The sequence below is a fragment of the Haladaptatus salinisoli genome (assembly GCF_020614375.1).
In the GTDB taxonomy this organism is placed as follows: domain Archaea; phylum Halobacteriota; class Halobacteria; order Halobacteriales; family Haladaptataceae; genus Haladaptatus; species Haladaptatus salinisoli.
In genome coordinates, this window is sequence record NZ_CP085327.1 from 2,203,462 (window position 1) to 2,229,629 (window position 26,168).

Sequence of the window (26,168 nt, forward strand, 5' to 3'; positions counted from 1 at the left end):
GGCTGGTGGTAGGTCGCGCGGGTAAAAGTGGGTTTGGAAGCCGGAAGCGAGATGCGGGATGGTTTGAGTAGCGCGATTCGGAGGGGTCCGTCGTATCCGCGCTCGCCCTTCTGTTCATCAAAACATTCAAACGAGGGAAAATAAAACCCGGACAACAGATGTCCCCTCCGACCGACGCCGGCCCCGCCGAACTGCTCCGCTGGTTGCGAACCACCGACGAGGAACCCGTCGCCTTCGTTCGCGACGTCCTGAACACGGTGCTGTGGGTCGTCGCGATCGGTCTCGTACTGTTCGCCGTCAGCGGAGTGTGGCCGCCGATGGTCGCCGTCGAGAGCGGGAGCATGGAGCCCCAGATGGAACGCGGCGACCTCGTTTTCGTGATGGACGAAGGCCGACTCGCGGGCGACGGTTCCCACGCAGACACGGGCGTCGTCACCTACCGCGCTGGAGAGCGGTCGGGTTACCAGAGCTTCAACGACTACGGCGACGTGATAATTTTCGCACCCGACGGCAACGCCCGGGAAACGCCCATCATCCACCGCGCGATGTTCTGGGTCGAGAGCGGAGAGAACTGGTACGACGAAGCCAACCCGGCGTACATCGCCGGCGCGAGTAACTGCCGAGAACTGGCCAACTGCCCCGCCCCGCACGCCGGATTCATCACGAAGGGGGACGACAACGCGGGCTACGACCAAGTGGGATTCGCCCCGCACAGCGGTCCCGTCAAACCCTCGTGGGTCGTCGGCAAGGCGAAACTCCGAATCCCGTGGCTCGGGTGGATTCGACTCTCGCTCGCCGCGACGCCAGCGCCCGAACCGCTGGAATCCCCCGGTCGCCCGGCGATCGGTTCGGCCACCGCTCCGGCGGTCGTCCCGACGTAATTTCGACTCGTCCCTCACTTCTCCCGACTCGCTTCGACGCGCCCGTCCGCCACCGAGAGCGAGAACCCCGCGTCGAGAAGCCAGTCGCGGGCAGCGCCGTCGCCGTGCGTCAGCACTTCCGCGAGGTCGGCGATTTCGTCCACGTCCGTGGCGAGTCGATTCGAGTCGACCTCCGCGACGGAGGCACCCACCTCCCGCGCGATTCGGAGGTGGTCGAGGTACGACGTCCCGTGGTAATCGACCCGGAACTCGGGATGGCGCGCGACGAGCGCGTTCGTCCCGCCCCCGCGTCCGGGCGCGAGCACCACGTCGCCCGCGGCGGAGAACAGTCGTTCCAACGCGCGCGGCGTCGCCAGCGCGAGGTCGGCCATCACGACCGCGGTCGTCCCCTCCTCGGCCAGCACCGCGTTCACGGCGGGCGTCAGCGGTCGGGAGTCGACCACCTGCGGCGCATCGACGTCGATTCGGCGGGTGGTGAGCACCGCGGGTTCCCGACCGGTCGCGCGAACGGCGGAGAGCACGTCTCCGAGCATCGCGCGCGCGAACTCGCGGCGCTCGTCGCGCGCGAGCACGTCGGCGAGTCGGGTCTTCGGTTCGCCCGCCGCGAACGGCACCACCACCTGCATGGGCGGTGCTACTCGGCTAACGGGTTAAGGGGTTGCGAAAATCGAGTCCGACGGTCGGCGATGTCGGCGGTCAGCGCAGGCGGTAGTTGGTCTGCTGTCGGGACCGGTACCAGTAGCCCGCACCGCCGACGACGACCAGGCCGAGAATTGCGGCCCCGCCGTACGTCAGCAGTTTGGTCGTCTGCGCCGATTGCTGGGCCTGCTTCGAGGCCGACCCGGCGCTCTCTTTCGCCTTGTCCGCGAGACTCCCCGCGAGTTCGAAACTCTCGTCGTTGTACGCCGTGACGGCGTCGTTCAGCGAACTCTCCGCGTCCGACGTGTCGGCACCCTTCGGCGCGTCGTCGATGGCCTGCCGTGCGGCGACGATGGACGCGCGGGCCGCTTTGCTCTCGTCGGTGTGGTGGTTCGCCGTCCACGTTTCGATTTCGTCGCTGCTACCGCCCTCGCGGGACTGGCCGAGTTTCGCGAACGTGAACGCTTGCTGGTCCTCGTAGCTGAAGTTCTCGACCTCGGGGACGGTGCCGGTCACCGTCACGCGCACCTCGCTCGCGTCGCTGTCGAGGCTGAGCGCGTGCTCGAACGACTGTCCGTCGTAGGACTGCTTTTCCTTCTGGTTCCCCGCTTGGTCGTACGTCGTGACGGTCCACGTCACGTTGGTCAGTTCGGTCTCTCCGCCGAGCGTCCACCGTTCGTACTCGCCGTAGAGGTCGGTCAGCGTGAACGTCCCGCTCACCTGCTCCCCCACCCTCGCGTCGTCCGGAACGCCCCGCTGGTCGGTCGAAATCGCCGCGGCGGGCGCGACTGCCGAGAGGGTCAGCGCGATGACGAGGAGGAGTGCTGTCAGGTTAGAACAGCGGGTCGAGTTCATCCTCTTCATCCTCGACGAGACCTTCGAGGTTCGTTTCGCTCTCTTGGCGGATCTCTTCGATGTTGTCCTGCGCCTCGATGGCGACCTGTTGGAGTTCCTTGATTCGCGGCACGTTCGTCACGCCCGACAACAGGACGACGCTCGCGACGTGCGGTTCGTGGACGGGGTAGTCGCCGCCGCGAACTTCCATGCTGCCGGTCTGCTCTTCGAGCCACTTGCGACCGCGCTCGATACCTTTCCGGTTCAGGTGCTGCGACGGACCGCTCAGGACGAGCAGCGCGCGTTCGGTTCCCTGAATCTCGCAGGGGAGGGTCAGTCGACCGAGCGCCGCCTTCCGGACGAGGCTCGTGATGCGGTTCGTCGTGTGGGCGGTGTCTTCGCCGGGACCGCCGCCGTTTCCGGTGAACCGCGAGAGGAGGCCGCCGGAGCTCTGCATTTCGACGTCTTCCGCGGCGTAGCCGATGGTCGAGACGCCGCCGCCGGCGAGCGTGTTGATGATCTCGCTGGAGTCGACGACGCTCTCCGCGACGTCGTCGCCGCCGCCGACTTCGCCCGCTCCGAAGAGGATGCCGAATCGCGTGACTATCTCCTCGTTGATTTCGGAGTAGCCGCTCTCGACGCTCTCGCCCGACTGACGCCACGAGTCGTTGTCGAACACCATCAGGTTGTCCACTTCGCGGACGAACGTCTGGAACGAGCGCGCCGCGTTCAAGGTGTAGATGCCCCCTTCGTCGCTCCCGGGCAGGATACCGAGCCCGTAGACGGGTTCGGTGTAGATGCGCTTCAGGTGCTTCGCCACCACGGGCGCGCCGCCGCTTCCCGACCCGCCGCCCATTCCGGCGATTATGAGGAAGGCGTCGACTTCGTGGACGGGGATGTTGTCGATAGCGCCCTGCACTTCGTCGATATCCTCCTCGGCGATTTCCGCGCCGAGTTCGTTGTCCGCACCCACGCCGTGTCCTTTGACGCGGGACTGTCCGATGAGTACACGGTTCTCTTGTGGAACGTGTTCCAGGCCCATGAGGTCGGCACGCGCGGTGTTGACCGCGACAGCGGCACGAACGATGCCGCTCCGTGTTCGCTGGTCGTATTCCAGGAACTTGTCAACGACCTTTCCGCCTGCCTGACCGAATCCGATCATCGCGAGTTTCATTTTTCGATACCGTTCTCCGTTGTGAGAATACCAATATGAATAAGAGTATAAATCTTGTGGTGCAAGCCGTTTCAGTACGGTGACAATCTCAGCCAGAAAACGGTGGACGGCGGCGCGTTGACAATTCTATCGAGGTCGACTGGATGGCTTTCATACACCCCCTCTTTAAGTCTGGATATATCCACTCCGATCTTTTTTCTGTCAACTAAATTCGCCGGACGTAACCCCGAGATACTCGCCGAGGGTCGTCATCTCCTCCGGGTCGACGCCGAATTCGGTCGCGTCGTTGTCGGGGACGGTGTTGTCGAACTTCAACGACCGATACTGGTCTGCCCCCATCGGAAAGCCCGGAATCGCGCCGCCGACTTTCAGGCCCGCCCCCGCCAGCGCCATCGGCAGTGGAACGACGGTGACCGGCTGTCCCTCCGCGCGACGGACGAGCTTCGCCACGTCCGCGAGGGTCAACACCTCCGGTCCGCCGATCCGGTAGATTTCGCCGTCGTGGGCTTCGTCGAGACCGTCCGCCAGTATCGGGACGAAATCTTCCACCCAGATGGGCTGGAATCGGGTCTTCCCGCCGCCCGGGAGGGGCGCGAGGTAGGGCGGCGTGAGCATCTTCGTGAACGAGAGGAACTCGCTCCCCTCGCCGAAGACGATGGACGGGCGGAATATCGTCCACCGCAGGTCGGACCTTTTCACGACCTCCTCGGCCTGCCCCTTCGCCCGGATGTAGTCGGTCGGCCCGGTCGGGTCGGCACCGAGGGCGCTTATCTGAACGATCTTCCCGACGTCGTGTTCCTCCGCGGCTCGGACGATGTTCTGCGTACCCCCGAGGTGGACGCTCATGTGCGTCAGTCCGCGCGGCGGTTTGAACAGCGGCGAGAGCGCGACGAAGTTGACCACCGCGTCCTGTCCCTCGAACGCACCCTCGATGGACGCGAGCGCGGTCACGTCTCCCATCGCTCGCTCGACGCCGTCGGGAACGTCGGCCTCGTCCGGGTTGCGCGCGAGAACCGTCACCTCGTGGCCCCGCTCGTGGAGTTCGCGCACGAGATTCCTCCCGATGAACCCGGTTCCGCCGGCTACGAGAACCTTCATAGTTTAGATATGTGCACGAAAGTAGGTAAATCTACTTGCTGAAAAACCCCGAAGATTTTATCGCTCGACTCGAACGTCCGGACATGCTGATAACGCTGGAAGGGTTGGACGGGAGCGGAAAGACCACCGTCTGGGAGGTGCTCCGCGAGGAGTACCCCGACGCGGTGTTCACCCGCGAACCGACCGATTCGTGGTACGGCGAGGCCGTCGAACGCTCCGTCGAGGACGACGACGCCGACCCCATCGCCGAGCTGTTCCTCTACACGGCCGACCACGCGGCCCACCTCTCGAACACCGTCCGACCCGCGCTCGACGACGGCAAACTCGTCATCTCCGACCGCTACTCCGACTCGCGGTACGCCTATCAGGCGGTCGCGCTGGACGGGCGCGTGACGCGCCCCATGGAGTACATCGTCGGCGTTCACAAGCCGTGGACGCGACCGCCGGACTGCACCGTCTACCTCGACGTCGACCCCGAAACCGGGGCGGCGCGAAGCGGCGCGACGAACAAGTTCGAACAGGCCGGATTCCTCGCGCAGGTTCGGTCGAACTACGAGCGACTGATGGACGCCGAACCGGGGCGGTTCGTCCGCGTGGACGCCACGCAGTCGCCCGAAGCCGTCATCGACGGCGTCGTCTCGACCATCGAGCGCGTGACCGACGACGCGGACGAGTAGGCGACGCGGAGGTGCGACCGGCGAACGAGCAGTTTTCACGCTCGACGTCGTACTCCATCCATGGCAGACAGGGACGACGATTCGGGAATCCGATTCACGCTCCCGCCGATGAGCCTCCCTCCGATCACGCTCCCCGGCCGGATTCGGCTCGTCTTTCCCGCGTTCGAACGCCCGGAGCGTCCGGAGCGTTCGACCAAAGTTCGCGTGCGCACGCGGAACGTCGTCGCCGCGCTGCTCGTCTTCGACGCCCTCGACGCCCTGCTCGCGCTGAGCGGGTCGCCGACGCCGTGGCTCCGGGCCGTCGTCGGAACCGTCGTCGCCGGGGTGGTCGTGGGCCCGGTCGGCCTCGTCCACCTCTGGGAGGGAATCGCGGTCGCGGCGGGCGCGGGGTGGCTCGCGGTCGTCCCCTCAGCGACCCTGCTGTTGCTCGCGCGACTTGTCGGGAAGGTCGATCTCGTCGGGGGGAGGCATCCAGAACAGGTCGATGGACACGCCGAGCGTGAACGGGAGCACCCAGATGAGGATGAGGGCGGTGCCCCTGTCCCTGACGCCGCTCCCGCCGAAACCGATCACGCCGCTCAACACGAGCGTCGTGGCGACGTAGACGAGGGGAATCAGTAGCAGGGTGTACACCACGGCTCCCCAGCGCGTCGAGAGCCGTAATCGGAAGAAACGGACGACGACGGCCGTGATGACGGTGTTGACTGCGATGATGACGAGAAAGCCGAGCGTCGTAGCGGCCGAGACCATGTCCGGAGCTAGGATGTCATCGTTCTTTTGCGTACCGGAAGGCGGCCGTGCCACCGCGACAGGTCCTCGCCGTCCGGACGCGTTCTACTCGAAATCGCGGCGCATGGCGATTTCGAACCACGGGCAGAGGCGCAGTTGGCGGTACCACTTGGGGTGTTCGTACAGGCGCTCGTAGGGCACCCACATCAGGCCCGCGACTTCCTCCTCGTCCGGGTCGAGCGCGGTGTCGTGCAGGGTGAGTTTCAGCACGGCGCAGACCTCGTGCTCGACGCCCTCGCGGGCGTAGTAGCGTTTGTACTCGAACTGGTCGGTCTGGCGCAGGTCGTCGTACTGGTCGGGCGAGATGCCGAGTTCGTCGTCGAGGCGCTGGCGGGTCGCGTCCACCTGCGACTGGCCCGGACTTGGGTGGGACGCGACGGTGCCGTCCCAGTAGGTGTCCCAGAGGCGCTTGGTCGGCGCGCGCTGGGCGAGCAGGATGTCGCCGTCCTCGTCGAAGATGAGCGCGGTGAACGCTCGGTGGCGGATGCCGTCTCCCGTGTGCGCTTCGAGGCGGTTGACGACTTCCTGTTCGTTGTCGTCCGCGTCCACGGCGACGACGGACTTTCGGGCGTTCTTGTGGACTTCGTCGGCGTCCTCGGAGAGCGACTCCCCGGGCGAGTCTGCGGCGCTGTCGGTGCTCATACTGGTACAGAGAACCATCCGTCTCAAACGTTCTTCGGAACGCGTCCGCCCCGAGCGCCGTCCGTCGGCGCGAGTCGCGTCATTTACCTTGGCGCGAGTTCGAGTTTCGAGCGATGACCGACGCCGCAACCGCCGAAACTGACGACTACTCCGGCCTCCTCGGCGCGTTCCGCTACAGTTTTCGCGCGTCCGACTCGATGGCCTTCAAGTTCTACGTCCTCGTCAGTTTCGTCCTCGGCGTCTTTCTCGCTATCATCTTCGTGCTGGCGCTGGTGTTCTGGTTCACCGAGGTCCTCGGGCAGTCGGCGCTGACGACGACTTCGAACGCCTTCCTCGGCGTCATCGCCATCTTCGTCCTCGGGCCGCTGTTCGCGCCGGTGCTGTTCGTCGCGCGCCGCCACCGACGCGGCGAGACGCCCCGCCCCGCCTACGACACCCTGCTCGCCCTCTCGGGGTTCGTCTTCGTCGTCTCGCTGTACGTCGGACTCGTCATCACCGTCCCCCCGAAGTACCAGTCCCCGAACCCCGGCGCGGTCGGCGGGTTCCTCTACTCGCTCCCGCAGTTATCCGGTCTCATCCCGCCGCTCGTCGCCGCGCTCCTCGTCTTCGTCCTCCACCGTCTCGTCCGGTGAGCGGTTCGGCGAGCGCGACCGGGAGAGCGGAATCCGGAAAAGGACCGACGACCTATCCCCGCCCATGACCGAGAAGTCGAGCACGTTCCTCGTCACCCACGCCGAGGACGATTCGGCCGTGCTGAAGGACGTTCGCGACGGACAGGTGCACACCCTCTCGACCAACCCCGGCGTCGAACCTCGCGACGCCGTCGACGCCACGGTCGCCCCCGAACCGCCGATGGAGGTGACGTGGGAGGTGGTGGACATCGACGATCGGCGACCGCTTTCGGTCGAGGAGAGCGACGAACCGCCGACGACGCAGGAGCGCGAGATGGCCGCCGAACAGGACGTGGGCGACCTCGCCCGGACCGAGCGCGCCGGAATCGGCGAGATTCACGTCCTCTCGGTGCCGCCGGAGGAGACCGAAACCGCCGCGAGCGACGTGCTGGACGACGAAGGAACCCTCGCGCGAGCGGCCCGACTGGGCGTGAACCGCGTCGAGGTTCGGTCGGAAGACGGCGTGGTGAGCGTTCGCTACTTACCGTGACTATCCGTCGTCGCTCGCGCCGAGAATCGCGCCGCGGTGCGGGCGCTCCCGGACGGTCGCCGCGCTGACGGTGTGCCCGCGGACGCGCTTCCTTTCACCAGTTCGTCGACCTCGTCGCCGCAACCGGGACAGTGGGACGTGCCGAGTAAATATGACTAACGTGACAGAATCGTCCCGTCGCACCCGAACCCGGACGCTTTTTCTCGCGTTCCCGAGAACCCATCTCGCATGGCAACGCAACCGCACCTGCTCGTGGACGAGGGCGACCTGAACGACATCGCGCTGATTCCGGGCGACCCGGGGCGCGTCGACCGAATCGCGGCGCAGTGCGACTCCTCCGAGGTCGTCTCGGAGAACCGCGAGTACAAGGTCGTCAACGCCGAGTACGAGGGCGTTCCCCTCACGATCTGCTCGACCGGCATCGGCTGTCCCTCCGCGACCATCGCCATCGAAGAGATGGCGGCCGTCGGCGTCGACACCGTGATTCGCGTCGGGACGACCGGGGCGCTCCAGGAGTACATCGAAATCGGCGACATGGTTATCGCAACGGGCGCGGCGAAAGACGAGGGGACGACCCGACGCTACGAGAAGGACACCTACCCCGCCGTGCCGGACTACGAGGTGCTCTCCGCGCTGGTCGATTCCGCGGAAACGAACGACGAGGACGTTCACGTCGGCCCCATCGCGAGCGACGACGCCTTCTACGCCGAAACAGACGAGTACGTCGCGGACTGGGAGGAAGCGAACATCCTCTGCGTCGAAATGGAGGCCGCCGCCGTCTTCTCCATCGCCCGCCGGAAGGGGATGCGCTCGGGAGCCATCTGCACCGCGGACGGAAACCTCGTGAAGGGAACGCAGAAGGGAACCGACACCGAGGACGACGAACTCCCCGAGAAGGCGAAGAACAACGTCGAGCGCGCCATTCGCATCTCGCTCGACGCGGTCGTCTCCCTCTCCCGGTAACGGAACGCATTTATTTTCGACTCCCGCAGTTTTTCTCATGTTCGACGACCTGCTGATGCGGTATCACGCGATGCTCCGCCGCATCCGCCGGTTCGAGCGGCGCGAGGCTCGACAGTTCTGGCGGTGGGTCGAACACACCCAGAATCTGACCCGGCTGACGATACTGGTGGTCGCACCCCTCCTCATCGCCGGCATCACGTGGCTCTCGAATAGGCTGGAACCCGTGTCGTTTCTGCTGTGGCCGCCGCTCGCGTCGGGTACCTACACCCTCTTCGCCGACCCGGAGGGGAAGTACGCTTCCCCGACGAAGTTCGTCGGGGGGATGACCGCCGGGGCGCTCTGCGGTTGGGGCGCGCTGGGACTGTCTGCTAAATTCCTCTATCACGTCTCGCCCGGCGAGATGACGATTCACGCGGGCGGTGCGGCGCTCGGTATTTTTCTGACGGTGTTGACGACGTGGTTGCTCGACCTCGAACAGCCGACGGCGTTCTCCACGGCGCTGCTCGTCCTCATGTTCCCGTTTACGGGCGTGGACAGCTTCTTCAATGGTTTCCTCTACGTCCTCGGCATCGCGATTTCTAGCAGTATCGTCGCCGGGGTGTTCGTCGTCTGGCGGCGCGAGTTCTACGAGCGCAGGGCGCGCTACCTCTACCGCTCGACGAAGGGCGACGACCACGTGCTCGTCCCCGTGCGCGGCGCGCACGCCGAGGCGGCGGCGATGTTCGGCGCGAAGCTGGCGGCGGCGCACGACGCCGGGAAGGTCGTACTGGCCGACATCGTCGACGAATCCGCCATCGAAGAAGCCGAGGAGACGATGGCGAAGTCCGACGCGAATCGGCAGCGCTTCGTCGACCCGGACGCGGCGGAACTCGCTTCCCAGGAGGAGGCCGCCGAAGCGCAGGCGGCCGACGAAGCCGCCAATCGGCTGGAAACGCAGGCGCACCGAATCCGGACGCAGATGGGCGTCCCCTGCGAGGTCGTCGTCACGGGCGACGGGACACCGTCCGCCAAGACCGTCTTGAAGACCGCCCGCGAGGTGAACTGCGACCTCATCGTCGTGCCGTACGAGGAGAAACACGGCGGCCTCTCGCCGTTCATCAGGGGTCTTTTCCGAGGTCGGATCGACGCCATCGCGTACCGACCTGCACCCGATAGCGAACCGCGTCGGCGCTGGAAACGCGTTCTCGTTCCGGTCAGACGCGCCGGCGACACGGCTCACACGATGATCGACTTCGCACGACGACTCGTCGGACGGTCGGGGTCGGTGAGCGTCTGTACCTGCATCGATCGCGAAGCGGAGCGTAGGAGCGCCGAATCGACCCTCGCCGACCTCGTGGAGGCGTTCTCCGGGTCGTTCGAGACGCGCGTCTCGCGGAGCAACATCGAGGACTTCCTCGCGGCGAACGACGGCCACTACGACCTCGCCATCATCGGGGCGAGCACGGACCGGAGCGCGGCCTCGCGGTTCATCTCGCCGCCGACGTTCGAGCGAATGCACGAAATCGACTGCGACGTGGCGGTCGTCCACCGCGGGTGAACGCCACGGTCGCCCGACCTCATCTTTGAAATTCGTCGAGCGTTCGATTCGCGTCGTCGCCGGCCAACCGGTCGGCCAGTTCCTCCACGTGCTCTCCGCCGAGCGCCGCCTTGACGAGTAGCCGACCGATGAACGACGGACTGACGACGACGTCGGCGCCCGCCCGCCGCAGTTTCGCCACGTTCTCGCTCTCGGTCGCCCCCGCGACGATACGAACGTCGGGGTTCAGCTGTCGGGCGGTCAGCACCGCGAGCGCGTCCTCGGCGTCGTTGTCGGTCGCGACGAGCACCGACTGCGCCCGTTCGATGCCGACGCGCCGGAGCAACTTCTCGTCGCTCGGGTCGCCGTGAAGGACGTTTTGCCGCCGCTCCCGCAGTTCGCTTGCGAGGTCGGTGTCGTCGACGACGAGTAGGTACTCGGTTCGACCGCCGAGTTCGTCGATAATCGATTCGGTGAGTAGCCGTCCGTATCCGAGCACGAGCAAGTGGTTCTCCATGAGTTCGACGTTGGTGTCCGTGGTTCTGCCGAGGGCGCTGGCGAATCTGTTCTCGACGATGGGCGTGAATAGAACGCCCAACGCGACCGCGAAGCTGCCGGTACCGAAGATGATGACGGTCATTCCGAACGCGCGAGCGAAGGTGGTCATCGGATAAATGTCGCCGTATCCCACCGTACTCGCGGTGATGACGGTGAAGTAGAAGGCGTCGAACAGCGAATCGAGATTGGCGAAATCGTCCTGAAGCGCGTACGCGCCGAACGTTCCGTACAACTGCGCCCCGACGACGGCGGCCGCGGCGGCGAGTTGCGCCGCCGTCAGCGCGAGCGGTCGCTCGAACCGTCGACGCGTTCCGAGCAGCAGGGGGAAGGTGACGAGGGAAGCGCCGATGAGCGGTAGCGAGTACGGCGACGACTGCAGCAGTCCGTGAATCCCGGCCAGGGGTACCAGCACGCTGCTCGCGTACCAGGCGGTGCGGAGGCCGCGTCGGAGACCGACGGCGGAGATGAGCAACAGGAATCCGACGATGGTGCCGGTGTACGACGCCGTCGTTCGAACCGCGATGGGGATTGCGCCGCCGAACAATCCGCCGTCGCCGGTGGCGGTCGCGACCAACCCGGTGGCGATGGAGAGCAGCGCGACGCCGATCGTCAGCCACGCGACGATGCGCGCCGAGACGCCACCCTGCAGCACACCCCATTCCATACGAGCGTCCTCCTACGCCGCGAATGATAAATCAGATGGCCGATCGGTCCGTCGAAACCCACCCACCGCGAACCGATCGTCGCCCGGGGCGTCACCGTGACCAACGTTCCCGACCTTGGGGGTCGGTACGTCTTTGTGCTCGCCGGGTCTGCTCGGTGTATGGAGTACCCGCTTCCGGTCGCACTGCTCCTCGGCCTGTACCTCGGAGCGCTCACCGGCGTCGTTCCGGCGCTCGTCGCGTGGAGCCTCGGGTTCGTGTTCCGGTACGTGACCGGCGTCACGCTTCCGGGGTTCGCCGTCGTGGTGCTCGGGGTCGCCATCGCGGGCGTGCAGGGCGGACTGCTCGGCCTGCTGGACCCCCCCGTCGTCAACTCCCCGATCGGCGTCGTCGGGGTCATCGTCGTGATGCTGGCGACGCAGTACGCCCACGCGAAAGGCGACGCGATGGGCGCGTCGTTCCCCCGGCGCATCGGCCTTCGGCGACTGCGGGAGCACCGCCTTTCGAGCGACGTGATAGAGCGGGTCGGGCGGTTCGGCCGGGTTCGCGTCACCGTCGCGGGCGAAATCGGGGATATCGAGGGCTACCCGCCGTTGTCGGACGACCTGCGGGCGAAACTGCGCGAGGGGGAGTGGACGTTCCCCGCCGACCTCCCGCTTCGGGAGTTGGAGTCGCGGCTGGCCGACCGTCTCAGAACCGAACACGAGTTCGCGGACGTGACCGTCGAAATCGACGCGACGGGGACGGCGACGGTGAGCGCCGCCCCGCCGGAAGGGTCGCTCTCCCGCCGGGTTCCGCCGAACCGACGAGCTGTGTCGGTCGACACGCTCGTGCCGACCGGTCTCGCTCGGGGCGACGAGGTCGCGTTCGCGGTCGCCGACGACGAGGTGGCCGGAACGGTTCTGAGCGCGAAAACCGACAGCGAATCGACCGACGACGCGGCCGATGACGGCGAACCGGTTTCGCGCGCGCCGACGACGACCGGCGGGGACGGACGCCTGACGGTTTCGGTTTCGAGGGCCGACGCGACGAGGCTCCTCGAAGGCGAGCCGTCGAAACTGCGAGTTCGTTCGCGCGGACGGCGCTCCGAGTTCCAACTCGTCAACCTGCTCGAGCGCGCGGGACAGCAGTTCGGGCGGATGTCGATACGGGCGGGGAGCGAACTCGACGGAGCGACGCTCGGCGAAACGCGCGTTCGAGACAGCTACGGCGTGGCGATACTCGCGGTCGAGCGGGACGACGACTGGACGGTCGCGCCGCCCGGGACGACCGTGCTCGCCGACGGCGACGAACTGTACGTCGCGGGAACGCGAACCGCGCTGGACCGGTTCTCGGAGGCGGTCGGATGATACAGCAACTCCCCTCGACTCCGGTCGATACACTGGCTCGCATCGTCGGACTCGCCGTCCTCTCGGGGGCGGTCGCCGGCGCGGTCGCGTTCGCCCATCGCTGGTACGCCCGCGAACGGATACCGAACGGGGTCGCGGTGCTCGCCGGAATCGGTGCGGTTGGCATAGCGACGAGCACATGGCGGACGCTCCAACCGTTCCTCGGCGGAACTCAGGACCTGGTGGCACCGACGGAGGCGGCGGTAACCGTGGTCTCGTTCGTCCTCGCGGGACTCACCGCCCTCGTCGGCGCGCGGCTCGGCGACCGACTGACGACCAACGTGGCGGCGCTTTCGGGGGCGACGAAGCTCGACGACGACGTGAGCAGAATCGTGGGCGCGGTGGGGCGCGTCGTCGCGGTCACGCTTCCGGAGAGCATCCACGACATCGACGGCCACGACGCCGTCTCCGAAGGAACGAAGGAGGAACTGGCAGGTTCGACCTTCCTGTTTCCGCGGGGGCTGACCGTCGCCGAACTCAGGGAGCGTCTCGTCGCCCGACTCAAGGACGACCACGGCGTCGGCTACGCGGACGTCGACCTCGCCGCCGACGGAACCGTCGAGTACCTCGCGCTCGGAAGTCGCGTCGCCGGTCTCGGCCCGACGCTCGCGCCCGGAACGGTCGCGGTCGCGCTTCGAGCGGACCCGGCCTTCAGCGCGGGCGTCGGCGATGCGGTCGCCGTCTGGCGACGAGACGAAGACGGTGCCGAGCGCGTCGTGACCGGCGAACTCCGAGGCGTCGCGGAGGACGTGGCGACGGTGGCGGTGGACGCGACGGAAGCGAGGAAGCTCGACGCGACGGAGCGGTATCGGCTGGTGACGCTCCCGACGCGGGACCGACCGGAGCGCGAGTTCGCCGCCCGACTGCGGGCCGCCGCCGAGACCATCGGCGCGGTGACGGTCGCGCCGGGAAGCGACCTCGTCGGGGTTCCGGTCGGCAGTCTCGACGCGGCCGTGGTCGCGGTTCACCCCGAATCCGGCCCCGTCGAGCCGCTCCCCCTTCGTTCCCGAACGCTCGCGGAAAGCGATACGCTCTACGTCGTCGCCCGTCCGAGCCTCCTCCGACGAATCGAACGGGCGGCGGACGACCGGGCGGGCGAACCCGCGCGAGTATTTAAGTAGGATGACGAAACCAAACTCGGGCGATGGTCGCCCCGACGCCGGCGTTCGTCGCGCTGCTCGTCCCCCTGACGGCGAGGCCGACACCGAACGCCATCCTCCGAGAGAGAAAGCCACTTCCCGCACCCACCCGTCACGGCAACTATGCAGTGGAAACTCTTCGCGGACCTCGCGGAGCTCGCCGGAGACAAGACGGTGTCCGTGGACGTCGAACCGGGCGACACCGTGGGCGACGCCTTGGACGCGCTTCTCGAACCGCGCCCGGAACTCGAAGACCGCGTGCTCGACGAGGACGGCCGCCTCCGCGACCACATCAACGTCCTCCGAAGCGGGACGAACGTCTTCACCGAAAACGGGCTGGAGACGGAGCTAGAGTCGGGCGACGAGCTCGCGCTCTTTCCGCCCGTGAGCGGTGGCTAAGCCGTGCGTCCCGACGAACGACCGCGCGGACGGCCTCGCCACAGGCGCGCTCTTCGAGACATCCCGGCCGCCGTCGAGTGATTCGCATAACCGGGTCATTTGCTTTCTTGTTCAAGCAGAATTACTTCCCGCGACTGGCACCTCGTTTCGAACGAGAACTGTGACGCTTGGCGAGCAATCGTTCGACGAGTACGTTCCGGGCGGTGAGGCCGACGACCGACTGTCCGTTCACCAGCGGCTGAGCCAGTGGTTTCTCCTTCGCGGCACGCGCCTCTCGGTCACCGTGTTCCTGCTGACCGGCGTACTCGCCGCCCTGTTACTGCTGTCGGTGGTTCGCCCGGTGGACATGCACAATCTGTTGTCGGAGACGAACACGGTGCAGTCGATGTTCAACACGCTGTTGAGCGGCATCATCCTGCTCGTCTCCATCGTCGTCTCCATCAACTCCATCGTCTTCTCCCAGGAGATAACCGACATTCAGAACCAGCGAGAGCGCATCGACGCCTCGATACAGTACCGCGGCCGCATCGAGGAGTTCCTCGAATCGAACGTCAGCCCCGCCCGTCCCGCGGAGTTCCTGCGGGTCATCCTCCGAGTCATCGACCAGCAGACGACGGCGCTCGCCAACATCGCCGCCAAGAGCGACGACGACGAGTTCCGCGAGGAGGCGGAGGCGTTCTCCGACCGCGTGACCGCCGACACCGAGCGCGCCGGGGAGACGCTGTCGAACGCCGAGTTCGGCACGTTCAAGGTGTTGCTCGCCGGGCTGAACTACGACTACTCGCGGCAACTCAACGCCGCGCGGCGGTTCAAGCGCAAGTACGGCAACAGTCTCGCCGACGACGAGCGGGAGGCGATAAACGACCTCATCGACACGCTGAAGTTCTTCGCCACCGGCCGCGAGTACTTCAAATCGCTGTACTACAAGCGCGAGTTGGCGCGCCTCTCCAGCCGTCTGCTGTACGTCTCGCTGCCGACCATCGTCTTCACCTCCTACGTCCTGCTGGCGTTAGACACAAACATCTTCCCGTCGACGTCGGTGTTCGGAATCTCGCCGCTGTTGCTGTTCGTCAGCGTCTCCTACACCATCGCGCTCGCCCCGTACGTCATCCTCACCGCGTACGTCATCCGAGCGGTGACGGTGACGCTCAACACGCTCGCCGCCGGCCCGTTCATCCTCCAGCGGGGCGCGGAGCTCGACGAGTTCGACTGGAGCGAGCACGCGAGCAACGACTGGAACGTCACCAGTCCGAAAAAGGAGTTTTCCGACGACTGACGGTCAATCCGCGGCGGTGAGGTCGGCTCCGAGCACGAAATCGGGTTCGTCCGCGACCGCGACGCGGCAGTACGCCGCGTCGCTGACGCACCGGGGCGTCTCGGGAATTAGGACGCGCGTTCGGTCGGCACCGCGTCTTCCGGCGTCGCGGGCGATGGCGGCGAACAACGACCGCGCGGCGTCGGCGTCGGCCCACGCGCCGACGCCGTACTCGACCCACGTCCGTTCCTCGCCGTCCTCGCTCTCGCGTTCGTACTCGCGGAGCGCGTAGGAGAAGCCGCGCGTTCCGTCCCCCTGCACGACGAACAGGTCGTCGTCCGCGGCGGCGCGGTGGAGGTCGTCGCGGGTGAGTTCGGAGAGCGCCCACGACTCCGCGAAGTCGAGCGCGAGGCCGCGGAGATGGGCGCGGGCGTCGCTTCCGCTCCAGAAGCGCCACGCGGCGTCCGCGTCGGCGGTCACCGCCATCGCGGGGGTGGCGTCGGGGTCCGGGTCGGGGTGCGCCCACCGGAACTCGGTCACGGGGTCGTAGCCGACCGCCCGCGATTGGCCGAGTCCGGCGACGTTCCACGAGAACACCATGTTCCGGAAGACGGTCGCCCCCTGTCCGCGCGCCCAGTCGAACAGGTCGCGGGTCATGTCGGTGGCGACGCCTCGTCCCCGGAAGTCGGGATTGACGCGCATTCCCTGTCCCCACGCTTCCCACTCCGAGAGCGCGACCGCCTGCACGATTCCGGCGATGTCGTCGCCCGCGGCGGCGACCACGGTTCGCTTTCCGTCGCCCTCTATCCAGTCGTGGTAGATGTGCGGGATGTAGTCGCCGCCGTCGCGGTCGGGCCACGTGTTCTCGGTGAACGCGGCGACGGCCTCGTAATCGTCGTGGGTGGCCTCGCGGAGTTCGATTTCGGTCACTCCCATGGCACCGACCGCTCGGAGATTTCGCCCGCGAGGGGTTCTCGCATCGTCGTCGCCGGGGCGTCGCTGTTCGCCAGCGTCCACATCAGTTTCACTTTGGCGGTGCCGGGGAGCATATCTTCACCCTCCACGACGCCCGCGTCGATCAGGTCGCGTCCCGTGTCGTAGACCCGGTCGCAGACCCGCCCCTCGATGCACTGGCTGGTCATGACGACGGTGGTTCCGGCGTCGACCAGTTCCGCGATGCGGTCGACCCAGTCCGAGTGGACGTGGCCCAGTCCGGTTCCTTCGAGGACGAGTCCGGCCTTTCCGTCGGCGAGATCGAGCGCCTCGACGCCCATCCCGGGCGTGAACTTCAGCAGTTCGACCTCGCTTTCGAGGTCGTCCGCGAGCGCGAGTTCCTGCGCGCCGCGCTCGGCGTACTCCCGACGGAACGTCACCGCTCCGGTGTCGTAGTCCACCTCGCCGAGCGGTTTCGCGCCGACGGTCTCGAAGGCGTCCCGGCGCGACGTGTGGTTCTTCCGGACGCGCGTGCCGCGGTGGAGCGCGCAGGCGTCGTCGCTCTCGGTGGCGTGCATACAGACCAGCACCTCCGCGCAGTCGGATTTCGCGGCCTCAACGGCGCAGACCGCGTTCATCACGTTGTCCGAGGAGGGGCGGTCCGCCGACCGCTGGCTCCCCGTGAAGACGACGGGAACCGGCGCGTCGAGCATGAACGAGAGCGCGGCGGCGGTGAACTGCATCGTGTCGGTGCCGTGCATGACGACGACGCCGTCAGCCCCGTTCGCTATCTCGTCGTGCACGGCGCGAGCCAACTCCCGCCACACGTCCGGCGTCATGTTCTCCGAGAGGATGTTGGCGACGACGCGGCCGCGGTAGTTCGCCCGCCCGGCGAGGTCCGGCACCGCGCGGAGCACGTCTTCGGCGTCGAACTGCGCGGTCACCGCGCCGGTTCGGTAGTCCACGGTCGAGGCGATGGTTCCCCCCGTGCTGATGAGCGAGACGGTCGGCAGGTCGGGATCGAACTCGACCACGGACGAATCGCCCGTCTCTCCGTCCTCGATGTCGTACACGGACGACTCGAGCACGTCGACGTCGGCGTCCTCGCGGTCGATACCGACGTTGTAGCCCCCGTCGAGTTTAACGACGAGATTGTCCGCCGTCGTGGATGGCAACAACACCCCCTCGTAGGTCTGGTCGGCCCGCTCGACGCGGACGCGGTCTCCGGAATTCATGTGTCGAGGTTACGCGGCGTCCGACTTGAATCCACTCGTTTCGGGGAAAGGCACATTATCGCAGGGCGTCAACTCCGAGTCATGACCCAGCGCACCCGGACGCGCGAGACGAGCGACGACCTCTCGGACGTGCTCGGCGACTCCGAGACGGTGGAGCAGGCGGGCGGGGGCGAGAGCTACAGAAGTCGCGCGAAGAAACGAGCGGTCGCGTTCTTCTCCCCGCGGTACTTCCTGCTGGCCGCGGTGGTGCTGACGGTGGCGATGTTCGTCGGCAGAACGGTTCTCTTCGTCGACGGTCTTACGGGTCTCCTCGCGCTGTTCGCCGCGTCGTTCGTCCTCGGCGCGGCGACGGGCGACTCGCGGATCCTCGAAACCGCGACCGGCGGGGCGGTCGCGGCCGGAATCTCGCTCCTCTTGGGTTCCCTCACCCTGCTCGCGGTCGGCGGAACCCTCGTCGCGGCGGTCGGCCTCGGCGCGGCGTTTCTGGTGGCCGGTCTCGGCGCGTACTTCGGCGGCGACCTGCGCGACGGACTGACCCGCGACCTCTAACCGTCGACCGTCGATTTTCGACCGCTATCTTGCGACCGTCGTCCCGACGCCGCTAGCCGGACAGCGCCCAGCGGTCGCCGTCGCGTTCGACGATGCTCCGTTCGGCCATGCTCGCGAGATGCGCCTCGACGATGTGCTCGGGGGCGTCGGCTTTCCGACTCACCTCCGGGACCGTCTCCGCGCCCGCCGCCAGCGCGGCCAGTATTTCGGCGCGGATGCGGTTTTCGCCGGTTCCGTCCACCGCCTCGCTCATCGTATCGAGGACGGAGGTTATCTGCCCGTGAACCCACCGCTGTGCGAGCGAGAGTTCGCTTTTCAGTTCCTCCAGGCAGTTGAGTTCCTCCGCGAGGTCGGCGATCTGCCCCGCTTTGACCTCGCTCACCGGTTCGTCGCTCGCGTCCTCCTCGTCGCCGTCGCGGCCGTACTTCACGTCGAGCGAGAGATACTGGCATGTGCTCACGTCGAGGTTGGCGCTCGCCGGATAGGCGCTTTTCATGCCGAATTCGTAGGGAGAAACGTCGACTTCGAGGCGGAGATTCCGCGAGATGTGGAAGTATTTGCGGCGCTGGTCGTCGGTTCGACTCTCTACCAGACCCGCCTCTTCTAACTTCCGAAGGTGGTCGATGACGGCCTTCGGACTCACACCGAGATACTCGCTTATCTCCGTGACGTAGCAGGGCTTGTGCGAGAGCAGACGCAGAATTCGTCTGCGATTTTCATTCCCGAGGATGTCGAGCAGCGCAGCGGAGTCCATTCACGTCAGTAACTTGGTAACGCGAACGGAAAAGGGTGTCTCTCGGCGCGGGACGCCGTTCCGTTTCGGATCAGGGGATGATCGACAGGCCGTCGCCGAACGGTCCGCCACCGTTACCGTCGCTACCGTTATCGGTCGAGTTGTTTCCGTTGCCGATAGCGGAGCCGTTCCCGTTGCCGACGGTCGAATTGTTTCCGTTGCCGACGGTCGAGTTGTTTCCGTTGCCGATAGCGGAGCCGTTCCCGTTGCCGACGCCGACGGTGGTGTTGTTCCCGACGTCGGGTACCGTACCGTTACCGACGTTCGGTCCCCCCGTCGAGTTGTTCTCGCCGGGAGTGGAGACGCTGTTGAGCGAGCGGGCGACCTCCGCGACCTCAGGACCGCCGACGGTGTCCGCCTGCTTGTCCAGTTGCTGGAGGTCTTCGACGCCCGTTCCGACCGTCGTGGCGCGCGACTTCGTCGCGTTGATGGCGTGTTCGAGCGAGCGAATCTGGCCGATGACCTCGCTCATCTCGGCCTGGTACTTGAGCCGGCTGATATTGCCGCTCGCTCGCCGTTCGACGAGCGTCTGCTTGCGCTCTCGAAGCGAATCGAGTCGAGTTCGTATATCGCCGACCTGGCTTCTGACGAGTTTCTTTTTGGCGGACTCGTTTTCCGTGTTGTTGAACCGGGCGGCCCACAGACCGGTTTCGATCGTTCCTTTCGTCTGTGACGTGCTGACCTGCATGAACGACGAAATCTCGGCACCGAGCGACACGTTGGAGGTTGAGACGTTCTCCTGGCTCTGGAACACGTTAGAGGACGTGTCCGTCGGGACGGTCGGTGTCGGTGCGGCGGCTGTCGGCACCGCGACGGCGAATCCGCAGAGGGTGAGCGTCGCCAACAGGACGGCTCGAAGGGAGTGCATCGGTTCTCAGTACCGACCCCTCCCTTAAAAAGACGACAATTCGTTCGTTCTGTTCACGAACCGAAACGAGTGAACGAGAGGCAAAGAGAGCGTTTAAAATCACGTCAGGCGCGTCCTAGGCGCTCGAACGCACGTGAGGCTGCGAGAACCGACGCGAACGAAAGTGCAACTGTTGCAAGGGGGAGGAGGAGGCCGGGTTCGTAGCGGAGCGGGGGATGGAATCCGAATCCGTAATCGAGAACGTCGCTCGCCAGCGCCACCGCGAGCGCCGCGACCAGCGCGCCGCGAGTCGTTCGCCCGTAGTGCGGGACGAGGTACGCTTCGGCGACGAACGCGAGGTGCGTGACGACGATTCCCCAGTAGTCCCAGAGGGCGCTCGGTTCCCACGGCGGGCCGAAGTACGCCGAAAAACCGAGGTTGAGCGCGACGAACGTCCAGAGTCCGAACTTCACGAGCCAGACGAACGCGAACGTGTGGAGGTACGCGAGCGGGAGGTTCTGCGGCGCGTCGGAGAGGCGGTTTCCGAGGTTGGGGAGCAGCGTCACGAGGGAAGCGGTTACGAGCGCGAGCGCGGTCGGCGAGTCCGCGTACAGGGGCCAGAGGAACGTCGGCACCTCGGGCATCGACTCGACGTAGAACCGGATTCCGACGAGGATGGCGGCGCTGTTGACGACGAGCAACCAGACCAGACTCGGGGCGTTCTCGAGGTAATAGCGCGCGTACCGCTCCGGTATCTCCATATCCCCTGCGCGTAGGGAACGATTAAAAGGACTGCTGTCGTCGCGCCGGTGCTGAAACGGATGGAACGGTTTATATGTGGTTTTGAGCTTCGATATAAATGTTTTGCGTAACAGCTATATATTTATTACTCTGTGGGTGGTAGTGACACACATGTTCGAGACGTTTTCAAGCGGCTACTATCTCGGACGGCTGTTCGTCGAACCGCACGAAGGCGACCACGCCGTCATGTCTCAGGAGGACCACGAGCGCGTGAATCAAGCGTTGTACGCCACCGGGGAAGGGGTCGAGCGGCTCGACTGGCCGCTGGTGATGAAGATAGAGCAACAGCACTTCTCGGTTCACGGGGACGAGCGGGTTCCCGACCGCACGCTCGCGGTTCCCGACTCCCTGCTCGAGAACACCCGCATCGAGAACCCGCCGGAACTGAAGGAGGTGCTGCTGGCGAAAGCCGACCGCGCCGAACAGCTCATGGGGTTCCAGCGCGACCGACCGGAGTTCGGAACCGGCGGGGCGGTGTGAGTCGGCGGTAGCGGCGCGTCGAAGCCACCGCTTACGGCGCTTAGTGGGATATTAAACGCGGCCGCCTAGTTCCCGCGGCCCTGCATCTTCTCGTCGTCGGGCAGGTCGACGTTGGCCTCGCCCTTCATGCCCGCGCCGATATCCTTGCTGATGTCGGCGAGTCGCTCGGGGTCGTCCCAGTTGTTCGTCGCCTCGACGATGGCGTTCGCCATCACCTTCGGGCTCTCCGCGCCGAAGATGCCGGAACCGACGAAGATACCGTCGCAGCCGTGGTGCATCATCAGGGCCGCGTCCGCGGGCGTCGCGATGCCGCCCGCCGCGAAGTTCACCACCGGGAGGCGACCCGCCTCGGCGGTTTCGTGGACGAGGTCCGCGGGAGCTTCGAGTTCGCGGGCGAGCATCTCGCGCTCCTCGCGGGTCTTGCCCGCGAGTTCTCGAATCGCGCCCTTGATGGTGCGCTGGTGGTGGACGGCCTGGTTCACGTCGCCCGTGCCGGCCTCGCCCTTCGTTCGGATCATCGCCGCGCCCTCGTCGATTCGTCGCAGGGCCTCGCCGAGGTCGCGCGCGCCGCAGACGAACGGGGCCGTGAACTCGCGCTTGTCGATGTGGTACCTGTCGTCCGCCGGGGTGAGCACCTCGGACTCGTCTATCATGTCCACGCCGACGGATTCGAGGATCTGGGCCTCCGTCGTGTGCCCGATTCGCGCCTTCCCCATCACCGGGATGGACACCTCGTCGATTATCTCCTCCACGTCGGCGGGGTCGGCCATCCGCGCCACGCCGCCGCGCTTTCGGATGTCCGCCGGAACCGCTTCGAGCGCCATGACGGCCACCGCGCCCGCGTCCTCCGCGATGCGGGCCTGCTCGGGGTTCACTACGTCCATGATGACGCCGCCTTTCTGCATGCGGGCGAAGCCGCGCTTGACCAGTTCCGTTCCGCGCTTCAGTTCTTCGATGTCTGTCGCCTCGGCCATGCCCATCTCTACCGAATCCGGGGCTTAAGGCGTACCGATTGCGGCGCGATGCGACCGATCGAAGCCTCTTTGCCCCGACCGTTCCTCGCCGTGACCATGACCGACCTCCCGCCCCGCGAGGACTTACCGTGGTACGTCGCGCCGCTTCCGCGGTGGCTGGAGGACTTCGGCTTGCGCTTCGCGTGGGCCATCGTCGCCATCAACCTCGTCGGAACCGCGTTCGGTTTCTGGTACTACGGCTTTCACCCCCTCCCGCTCTCCGACCCGCTGGTGACGTGGCAGTTCGCGGTCGAACCCCCCGCGATGTGGGCGTTCGTGCCCGACAGTCCGGTCGCCACGCTGTTCATCGCGCTCTCGCTCGGACTGTGGAAACTGGGTCGGAACGCCGAGTGGGTGAACGCGCTGGCCTTCTTCGGCTGTATCAAACTCGGCGCGTGGACCCCGTACGTGCTGACCGCCTTCTTCTCGGGGTTCATCGGCGTCGGCTGGCCGATGTACGCCTTCCTGTTCGTCAGCCACCTCGCCATGGTCGCGGAGGCGTTTCTCGTCCACCGCTACAGCGACTTTCCGGTCGGGGCGGTGTTCGTCGCCGTCCTCTGGTACGGCCTGAACGACCTCGTGGATTACTTCGTCCCGCTCGTCGGCACGCCCCACCACACCGCGCTCCCCGCGCAGGAGGCGCTGGCGCCGGGCTACAGCCATCCCACGCCGGCCCACGAAATCGCGGCGGCGGGCGCGGTGACGCTCACCCTGCTGGCGACGTTTCTGGCGCTCTCGACGCGCGTGAAGAAGTTGGAGACGGACTCGTAACCCCCGACGGCGGGGGAGTTAGCGCCGCATCAACCGAGCCGCCCAGCGGCTAGCGATTCGACGCTCGAATCCCCTCGCGACGATAGCCTCCTACTCCCCGTTCGCGTGCGCTCGAACCCACAACTCCCCGATGCGCGAGAGCCGCGTCCGGTAGGACTTGCCGTGCTCTTCCTGCTCGACGTACCCCTTCCCGCCCGGGCCCAGCCTGTCGACGTTGTAGATGACCTTCGACCGGAAGCTGTCGGTGTACTCCTCGTTCAGGTCGCGGGCCAGCGCCTGCGCGAGTTCGCTCACGCTCTCGAACTCGCCGTGTTCGCCGAGGGTGAAGAGGATGAGTTCCTCGAACGGTTTGACGTTCGAGAAGGAGGCGACGGGGAGTTCCACGATGTGGCCCCCGCCGATTCGCTTCGCGCCGATGGTCGTCCCGCGCTCGTCGAACTCCGAGAGCAGTTCGCGGGCGCTGTCGAGGCGCGCTTCGATTCGCTCCTCGTCCACGTCGCCGTCGAGCGCGGACTCGAGCAGGGTCATCTGCTCGCGCAGTTCCTCGGCGAGTTCGGTTTCGAGGTACTTCTCCGGGGCGGTGTAGTACGTGTGAATCTTCTCTCGGTCGGCCTGTCGCTCGACCATGATGGAGTGGGCCGCGGTGGCGAAGGCGAAGCTCACCGTGCGGGGCATCGCGCTGACGTTCACCCACACCTCGCCTCCGGCGTCGAGTTCGGCGTTGATTCGGTCGTAGGCCTGCTCGAACGCCCCGTCGTAGTCGTACACGTCCTCGACGACGACGCGCTCCGTCTCCGCGCCCAACAGGTTCTCGAAGTCCTTGCCGAGTTTGCGCGAGAGGTTGCGGGAGTACTCGACGTTCGCCTCGCTGCCGACCGCGCCCTCCAGCAGGACGACGCGGTCGACGTCGAGTTGGTCGCGCACGAGGGGCGCGATGAGCCGGTCGTAGTCGAAGCCGACCGGGACGATGTGCGTCTGCATGGGCGTGGCTTCTCGTGAAACGGTTTTAAAGTCGTCGCGCTCGCTTCGAGACGAACGAGCGACGTCCGTCCGGTCGTCCTCGAACGTCTTCGGGTGGTCTCGGTGCGACACCGAACTACCGCGGTGACGGTGTTCTCGAAAGTCCCGAACGCTCCCGTCGATCGGTTCGGGGTCGCGGGACTTTCACATCGCTGCGGCGGCTCGTTCGTCCCGGACTCGAAAACCATCCGAGAATTAAACGACCCCTTAGTCGGCCCGAAGGTCGAAGTAGAGGTTCGTCTCCTCGGCCGGCGCGGGCGAGGTCGCGGCCGAGACCGAGACGGTCAGCGCAAGTCCGAGGAGCATCCCGACGATAGCGGCCGTCCACCCGGCGTAGGTGTCCGGCACGGACGACAGGAAGACGCTGGCGAGGTAGAAGATCTGACTGCCGACAATTCCGACGTACATCCCCGCTCGCGTCACCCGCGACCAGTAGAGCGCGACGATGACGGGAAGCGCGAGTTGGGCGAACCCGCCGAACGCCGTCGAACCGATTTGGACGATGGCTTTGGGCGAGTAGAGGCTGGCGACGAACGCGGCGATTGCGAAGACCGCGACGCCGATTCGTCCGAGGGCGTCCTCCCGTCCGTCGCTGGCGGTCGGGTTGACGAACGGGCGGTAGAGGTCGCGCGTGAAGTACGACGACCCCGAGAGGAGCATCGAGTCCGAGGAGGACATCATCGCCGCCATCGCGCCCGCGACGACCAGCGCGGCGAACCACGCCGGGGCGTACTCCGCGAGGAGGATGGAGAGGACGTTGCCGTTCTCCGGCACGGCGATGGGAAGGCCGCGCGCCCACGCGCCGAGCATGAACGCCGGGACGAACAGCAGGACGACGAGGACGGGCCACAGCGAGAACGTGCGCTTCAACACCTTCTTCGACCCCGCCACGAAGAATCGCTGGTTGACCTGCGGAAACATCGCCACGCCGAAGGCGATGCCGACGGCCTGCGAGAGCATCCACTGCGGGGAGTACACCCCCCCGCCGAGCGAGAGGAACTCCGGATTCGATTCGGCGAGCGACGCGGTCGCGGAACTCATTCCGCCCAGTTCGGCGAGCACCCAGAGCGCGGCCACCCAGACCATGACGAGCATGAACGCTCCTTGCAGGGTGTCCGTCCACGCGATGCCCCGCATCCCCGCGAGCGCGACGTAGGCGATCATGAACACCGTCACGAGACCGGCGCCCATCGCGTAGGATACTTCGCCCCCGGTCAGGGCCTCCAGCGCGGTTCCGGCCCCGACCTGCTGGAGCATCACGTAGGGAAAGAGCCAGAAGAGGCTGATTCCGGCCACGAGACCGCGAAGCACGGGCGAGCCGAATCTGTCGCCGAGCATCTCGCCGAGGGTGACGTAGCCGCGTTCGCGCCCGAGGAGCCACTGCTTGTAGCCGACGACGTACCACAGCACGGCGAAGAGGACGCCGTCCATCAGCCCCATCACGAGAATCCACTCCGGTCCCGACCGATAGGCGAGGTTCGGCCCGCCGAAGAACGTGAACGCCGAGAGGAGCGTGGCGAACGTCGTGAACAGCAAGACGACGGTGCCGAGCGTCCTGCTGGCGAGGTAGTAGTCCTCCGCGCTTCGGTCGGTCAATCTGTACGCCAGCAGGCCGACGAGCAACGACAGCAGGAGGTACCCCCCGACGATACCCATCTGCAACGTCGTCTCGCTCATGCCCCCTCCTCGATGCCGAGTCCCCACGCCCGACGCGCGAAGGCCCCGAAGACGAGCGCCGCGAGCGCCATCCAGCCGACGTGCCACCAGAGCCACACCGGCAACCCGTACGCGACCCGTCCGTCGCCCCAGAGGAACCACGGTATCGTGAGCGCGATGAGCGCCGCGAACGCGACCGTCCAGCCGATTCGTGCGGAGTCGTCCGTCATCGTTCTCACGTCCTCTTCACCGCGTGATAAGAGTTGCTAATCGTGACCAAATGAGGTGTTCGAAG

At 66.3% G+C, this 26,168-nt stretch carries 29 protein-coding genes; 13 read left to right on the forward strand and 16 right to left on the reverse strand.

The genetic code is table 11. The features are described 5' to 3' along the window. Nucleotides 1-158: 158 nt before the first annotated feature. The gene (locus LIX00_RS12000) at nucleotides 159-881 is read left to right on the forward strand and encodes a S24/S26 family peptidase (protein WP_227353423.1); all 723 of its coding nucleotides are present in this window, start codon (nucleotides 159-161) and stop codon (nucleotides 879-881) included. A gap of 14 nt (nucleotides 882-895) precedes the next feature. Here LIX00_RS12000 and cofC read toward each other — a convergent pair whose 3' ends face one another. The 4 genes from cofC to LIX00_RS12020 form a co-directional block, all read right to left on the reverse strand. Next, nucleotides 896-1,507, reverse strand: coding sequence for a 2-phospho-L-lactate guanylyltransferase (gene cofC / locus LIX00_RS12005; RefSeq protein ID WP_227353424.1), 612 nt, complete (start codon nucleotides 1,505-1,507; stop codon nucleotides 896-898). 70 nt (nucleotides 1,508-1,577) lie between these two features. Then, nucleotides 1,578-2,375: a hypothetical protein gene (locus LIX00_RS12010; protein WP_227353425.1), complete on the reverse strand. Its 798-nt coding sequence runs from the start codon at nucleotides 2,373-2,375 to the stop codon at nucleotides 1,578-1,580. Continuing rightward, nucleotides 2,353-3,528: a tubulin/FtsZ family protein gene (locus LIX00_RS12015; protein WP_227353426.1), complete on the reverse strand. Its 1,176-nt coding sequence runs from the start codon at nucleotides 3,526-3,528 to the stop codon at nucleotides 2,353-2,355. Before LIX00_RS12015 ends, LIX00_RS12010 begins: the two co-directional genes overlap by 23 nt. A gap of 201 nt (nucleotides 3,529-3,729) precedes the next feature. Beyond that, a complete protein-coding gene (locus LIX00_RS12020; RefSeq protein WP_227353427.1) occupies nucleotides 3,730-4,626 on the reverse strand; it encodes a complex I NDUFA9 subunit family protein in 897 nt (298 codons plus the stop codon). An 83-nt stretch (nucleotides 4,627-4,709) separates the two neighbouring features. Here LIX00_RS12020 and tmk point away from each other — a divergent pair, with 83 nt between their 5' ends. Continuing rightward, nucleotides 4,710-5,303 carry a dTMP kinase gene (gene tmk / locus LIX00_RS12025; protein ID WP_227353428.1) on the forward strand — a complete coding sequence of 198 codons (594 nt, stop codon included), beginning with the start codon at nucleotides 4,710-4,712 and terminating at the stop codon, nucleotides 5,301-5,303. Nucleotides 5,304-5,711: 408 nt separating this feature from the next. Here tmk and LIX00_RS26500 read toward each other — a convergent pair whose 3' ends face one another. Together LIX00_RS26500 and LIX00_RS12035 are read right to left on the reverse strand one after the other, a co-directional pair. Next, nucleotides 5,712-6,053: a DUF7991 family protein gene (locus LIX00_RS26500; protein ID WP_497007339.1), complete on the reverse strand. Its 342-nt coding sequence runs from the start codon at nucleotides 6,051-6,053 to the stop codon at nucleotides 5,712-5,714. An 84-nt stretch (nucleotides 6,054-6,137) separates the two neighbouring features. Continuing rightward, entirely contained in the window at nucleotides 6,138-6,734 is a 597-nt protein-coding gene (locus tag LIX00_RS12035; protein WP_227353430.1) for an NUDIX hydrolase, read from the reverse strand. 113 nt (nucleotides 6,735-6,847) lie between these two features. Between LIX00_RS12035 and LIX00_RS12040 the strand changes: the two genes are divergently transcribed. The 4 genes from LIX00_RS12040 to LIX00_RS12055 all read left to right on the forward strand — a co-directional run bounded on the left by LIX00_RS12040 (nucleotide 6,848) and on the right by LIX00_RS12055 (nucleotide 10,395). Further along, complete coding sequence (locus LIX00_RS12040; protein ID WP_227353431.1) at nucleotides 6,848-7,366, forward strand: DUF8056 family protein; 519 nt, start codon at nucleotides 6,848-6,850, stop codon at nucleotides 7,364-7,366. 64 nt (nucleotides 7,367-7,430) lie between these two features. Beyond that, complete coding sequence (locus LIX00_RS12045; RefSeq protein ID WP_227353432.1) at nucleotides 7,431-7,895, forward strand: DUF5812 family protein; 465 nt, start codon at nucleotides 7,431-7,433, stop codon at nucleotides 7,893-7,895. A 228-nt stretch (nucleotides 7,896-8,123) separates the two neighbouring features. After that, complete coding sequence (locus LIX00_RS12050; RefSeq protein WP_227353433.1) at nucleotides 8,124-8,858, forward strand: guanosine phosphorylase; 735 nt, start codon at nucleotides 8,124-8,126, stop codon at nucleotides 8,856-8,858. Between the two features lie 37 nt (nucleotides 8,859-8,895). Then, on the forward strand, nucleotides 8,896-10,395 hold the full coding sequence (locus LIX00_RS12055) for an HPP family protein (RefSeq protein WP_227353434.1): 1,500 nt from the start codon (nucleotides 8,896-8,898) through the stop codon (nucleotides 10,393-10,395). 19 nt (nucleotides 10,396-10,414) lie between these two features. Here LIX00_RS12055 and LIX00_RS12060 read toward each other — a convergent pair whose 3' ends face one another. Beyond that, complete coding sequence (locus LIX00_RS12060) at nucleotides 10,415-11,596, reverse strand: NAD-binding protein (RefSeq protein ID WP_227353435.1); 1,182 nt, start codon at nucleotides 11,594-11,596, stop codon at nucleotides 10,415-10,417. A gap of 159 nt (nucleotides 11,597-11,755) precedes the next feature. On the opposite strand from LIX00_RS12060, the gene LIX00_RS12065 reads away from it, so the two are divergent. The 4 genes from LIX00_RS12065 to LIX00_RS12080 all read left to right on the forward strand — a co-directional run bounded on the left by LIX00_RS12065 (nucleotide 11,756) and on the right by LIX00_RS12080 (nucleotide 15,796). Beyond that, a complete protein-coding gene (locus LIX00_RS12065; protein WP_227353436.1) occupies nucleotides 11,756-12,943 on the forward strand; it encodes a potassium channel family protein in 1,188 nt (395 codons plus the stop codon). Further along, the gene (locus LIX00_RS12070; protein WP_227353437.1) at nucleotides 12,940-14,103 is read left to right on the forward strand and encodes a DUF8167 domain-containing protein; all 1,164 of its coding nucleotides are present in this window, start codon (nucleotides 12,940-12,942) and stop codon (nucleotides 14,101-14,103) included. The genes LIX00_RS12065 and LIX00_RS12070 overlap by 4 nt, the downstream gene beginning before the upstream one ends. 141 nt (nucleotides 14,104-14,244) lie before the next feature. Further along, nucleotides 14,245-14,520: a ubiquitin-like small modifier protein 1 gene (locus LIX00_RS12075; RefSeq protein WP_227353438.1), complete on the forward strand. Its 276-nt coding sequence runs from the start codon at nucleotides 14,245-14,247 to the stop codon at nucleotides 14,518-14,520. 160 nt (nucleotides 14,521-14,680) lie between these two features. Further along, a complete protein-coding gene (locus LIX00_RS12080; RefSeq protein WP_227353439.1) occupies nucleotides 14,681-15,796 on the forward strand; it encodes a DUF7972 family membrane protein in 1,116 nt (371 codons plus the stop codon). A gap of 3 nt (nucleotides 15,797-15,799) precedes the next feature. On the opposite strand, the gene LIX00_RS12085 is transcribed toward LIX00_RS12080, so the two are convergent. Both LIX00_RS12085 and gatD read right to left on the reverse strand, forming a co-directional pair. Beyond that, on the reverse strand, nucleotides 15,800-16,711 hold the full coding sequence (locus LIX00_RS12085) for a GNAT family N-acetyltransferase (RefSeq protein WP_227353440.1): 912 nt from the start codon (nucleotides 16,709-16,711) through the stop codon (nucleotides 15,800-15,802). Continuing rightward, nucleotides 16,702-17,943, reverse strand: a complete 1,242-nt coding sequence (gene gatD / locus LIX00_RS12090) for a Glu-tRNA(Gln) amidotransferase subunit GatD (RefSeq protein WP_227353441.1) — start codon at nucleotides 17,941-17,943, stop codon at nucleotides 16,702-16,704. Before gatD ends, LIX00_RS12085 begins: the two co-directional genes overlap by 10 nt. An 81-nt stretch (nucleotides 17,944-18,024) precedes the next feature. On the opposite strand from gatD, the gene LIX00_RS12095 reads away from it, so the two are divergent. After that, nucleotides 18,025-18,492, forward strand: a complete 468-nt coding sequence (locus LIX00_RS12095) for a DUF8526 domain-containing protein (RefSeq protein ID WP_227353442.1) — start codon at nucleotides 18,025-18,027, stop codon at nucleotides 18,490-18,492. A gap of 52 nt (nucleotides 18,493-18,544) precedes the next feature. On the opposite strand, the gene LIX00_RS12100 is transcribed toward LIX00_RS12095, so the two are convergent. The 3 genes from LIX00_RS12100 to LIX00_RS12110 all read right to left on the reverse strand — a co-directional run bounded on the left by LIX00_RS12100 (nucleotide 18,545) and on the right by LIX00_RS12110 (nucleotide 20,893). After that, a complete protein-coding gene (locus LIX00_RS12100; protein ID WP_227353443.1) occupies nucleotides 18,545-19,246 on the reverse strand; it encodes an ArsR/SmtB family transcription factor in 702 nt (233 codons plus the stop codon). Nucleotides 19,247-19,316: 70 nt separating this feature from the next. Next, nucleotides 19,317-20,153 (reverse strand): DUF7096 domain-containing protein, encoded by an 837-nt coding sequence (locus LIX00_RS12105; protein WP_227353444.1) that lies wholly within the window; start codon nucleotides 20,151-20,153, stop codon nucleotides 19,317-19,319. A 104-nt stretch (nucleotides 20,154-20,257) separates the two neighbouring features. Further along, entirely contained in the window at nucleotides 20,258-20,893 is a 636-nt protein-coding gene (locus LIX00_RS12110; protein ID WP_227353445.1) for a DUF1405 domain-containing protein, read from the reverse strand. Between the two features lie 151 nt (nucleotides 20,894-21,044). Here LIX00_RS12110 and LIX00_RS12115 point away from each other — a divergent pair, with 151 nt between their 5' ends. Further along, on the forward strand, nucleotides 21,045-21,413 hold the full coding sequence (locus LIX00_RS12115) for a DUF5802 family protein (protein WP_227353446.1): 369 nt from the start codon (nucleotides 21,045-21,047) through the stop codon (nucleotides 21,411-21,413). A gap of 65 nt (nucleotides 21,414-21,478) precedes the next feature. Here LIX00_RS12115 and pdxS read toward each other — a convergent pair whose 3' ends face one another. After that, the gene (pdxS, locus tag LIX00_RS12120; protein ID WP_227353447.1) at nucleotides 21,479-22,387 is read right to left on the reverse strand and encodes a pyridoxal 5'-phosphate synthase lyase subunit PdxS; all 909 of its coding nucleotides are present in this window, start codon (nucleotides 22,385-22,387) and stop codon (nucleotides 21,479-21,481) included. Between the two features lie 96 nt (nucleotides 22,388-22,483). Here pdxS and LIX00_RS12125 point away from each other — a divergent pair, with 96 nt between their 5' ends. Further along, nucleotides 22,484-23,197 carry a DUF1405 domain-containing protein gene (locus LIX00_RS12125; protein ID WP_227353448.1) on the forward strand — a complete coding sequence of 238 codons (714 nt, stop codon included), beginning with the start codon at nucleotides 22,484-22,486 and terminating at the stop codon, nucleotides 23,195-23,197. A 90-nt stretch (nucleotides 23,198-23,287) separates the two neighbouring features. Here LIX00_RS12125 and LIX00_RS12130 read toward each other — a convergent pair whose 3' ends face one another. The 3 genes from LIX00_RS12130 to LIX00_RS12140 all read right to left on the reverse strand — a co-directional run bounded on the left by LIX00_RS12130 (nucleotide 23,288) and on the right by LIX00_RS12140 (nucleotide 26,103). Beyond that, on the reverse strand, nucleotides 23,288-24,178 hold the full coding sequence (locus tag LIX00_RS12130) for an HFX_2341 family transcriptional regulator (protein ID WP_227355699.1): 891 nt from the start codon (nucleotides 24,176-24,178) through the stop codon (nucleotides 23,288-23,290). 246 nt (nucleotides 24,179-24,424) lie between these two features. Beyond that, on the reverse strand, nucleotides 24,425-25,894 hold the full coding sequence (locus tag LIX00_RS12135; RefSeq protein ID WP_227353449.1) for a sodium:solute symporter family protein: 1,470 nt from the start codon (nucleotides 25,892-25,894) through the stop codon (nucleotides 24,425-24,427). Then, complete coding sequence (locus tag LIX00_RS12140; protein WP_227353450.1) at nucleotides 25,891-26,103, reverse strand: DUF3311 domain-containing protein; 213 nt, start codon at nucleotides 26,101-26,103, stop codon at nucleotides 25,891-25,893. Before LIX00_RS12140 ends, LIX00_RS12135 begins: the two co-directional genes overlap by 4 nt. Between the last annotated feature and the right edge of the window lie 65 nt (nucleotides 26,104-26,168).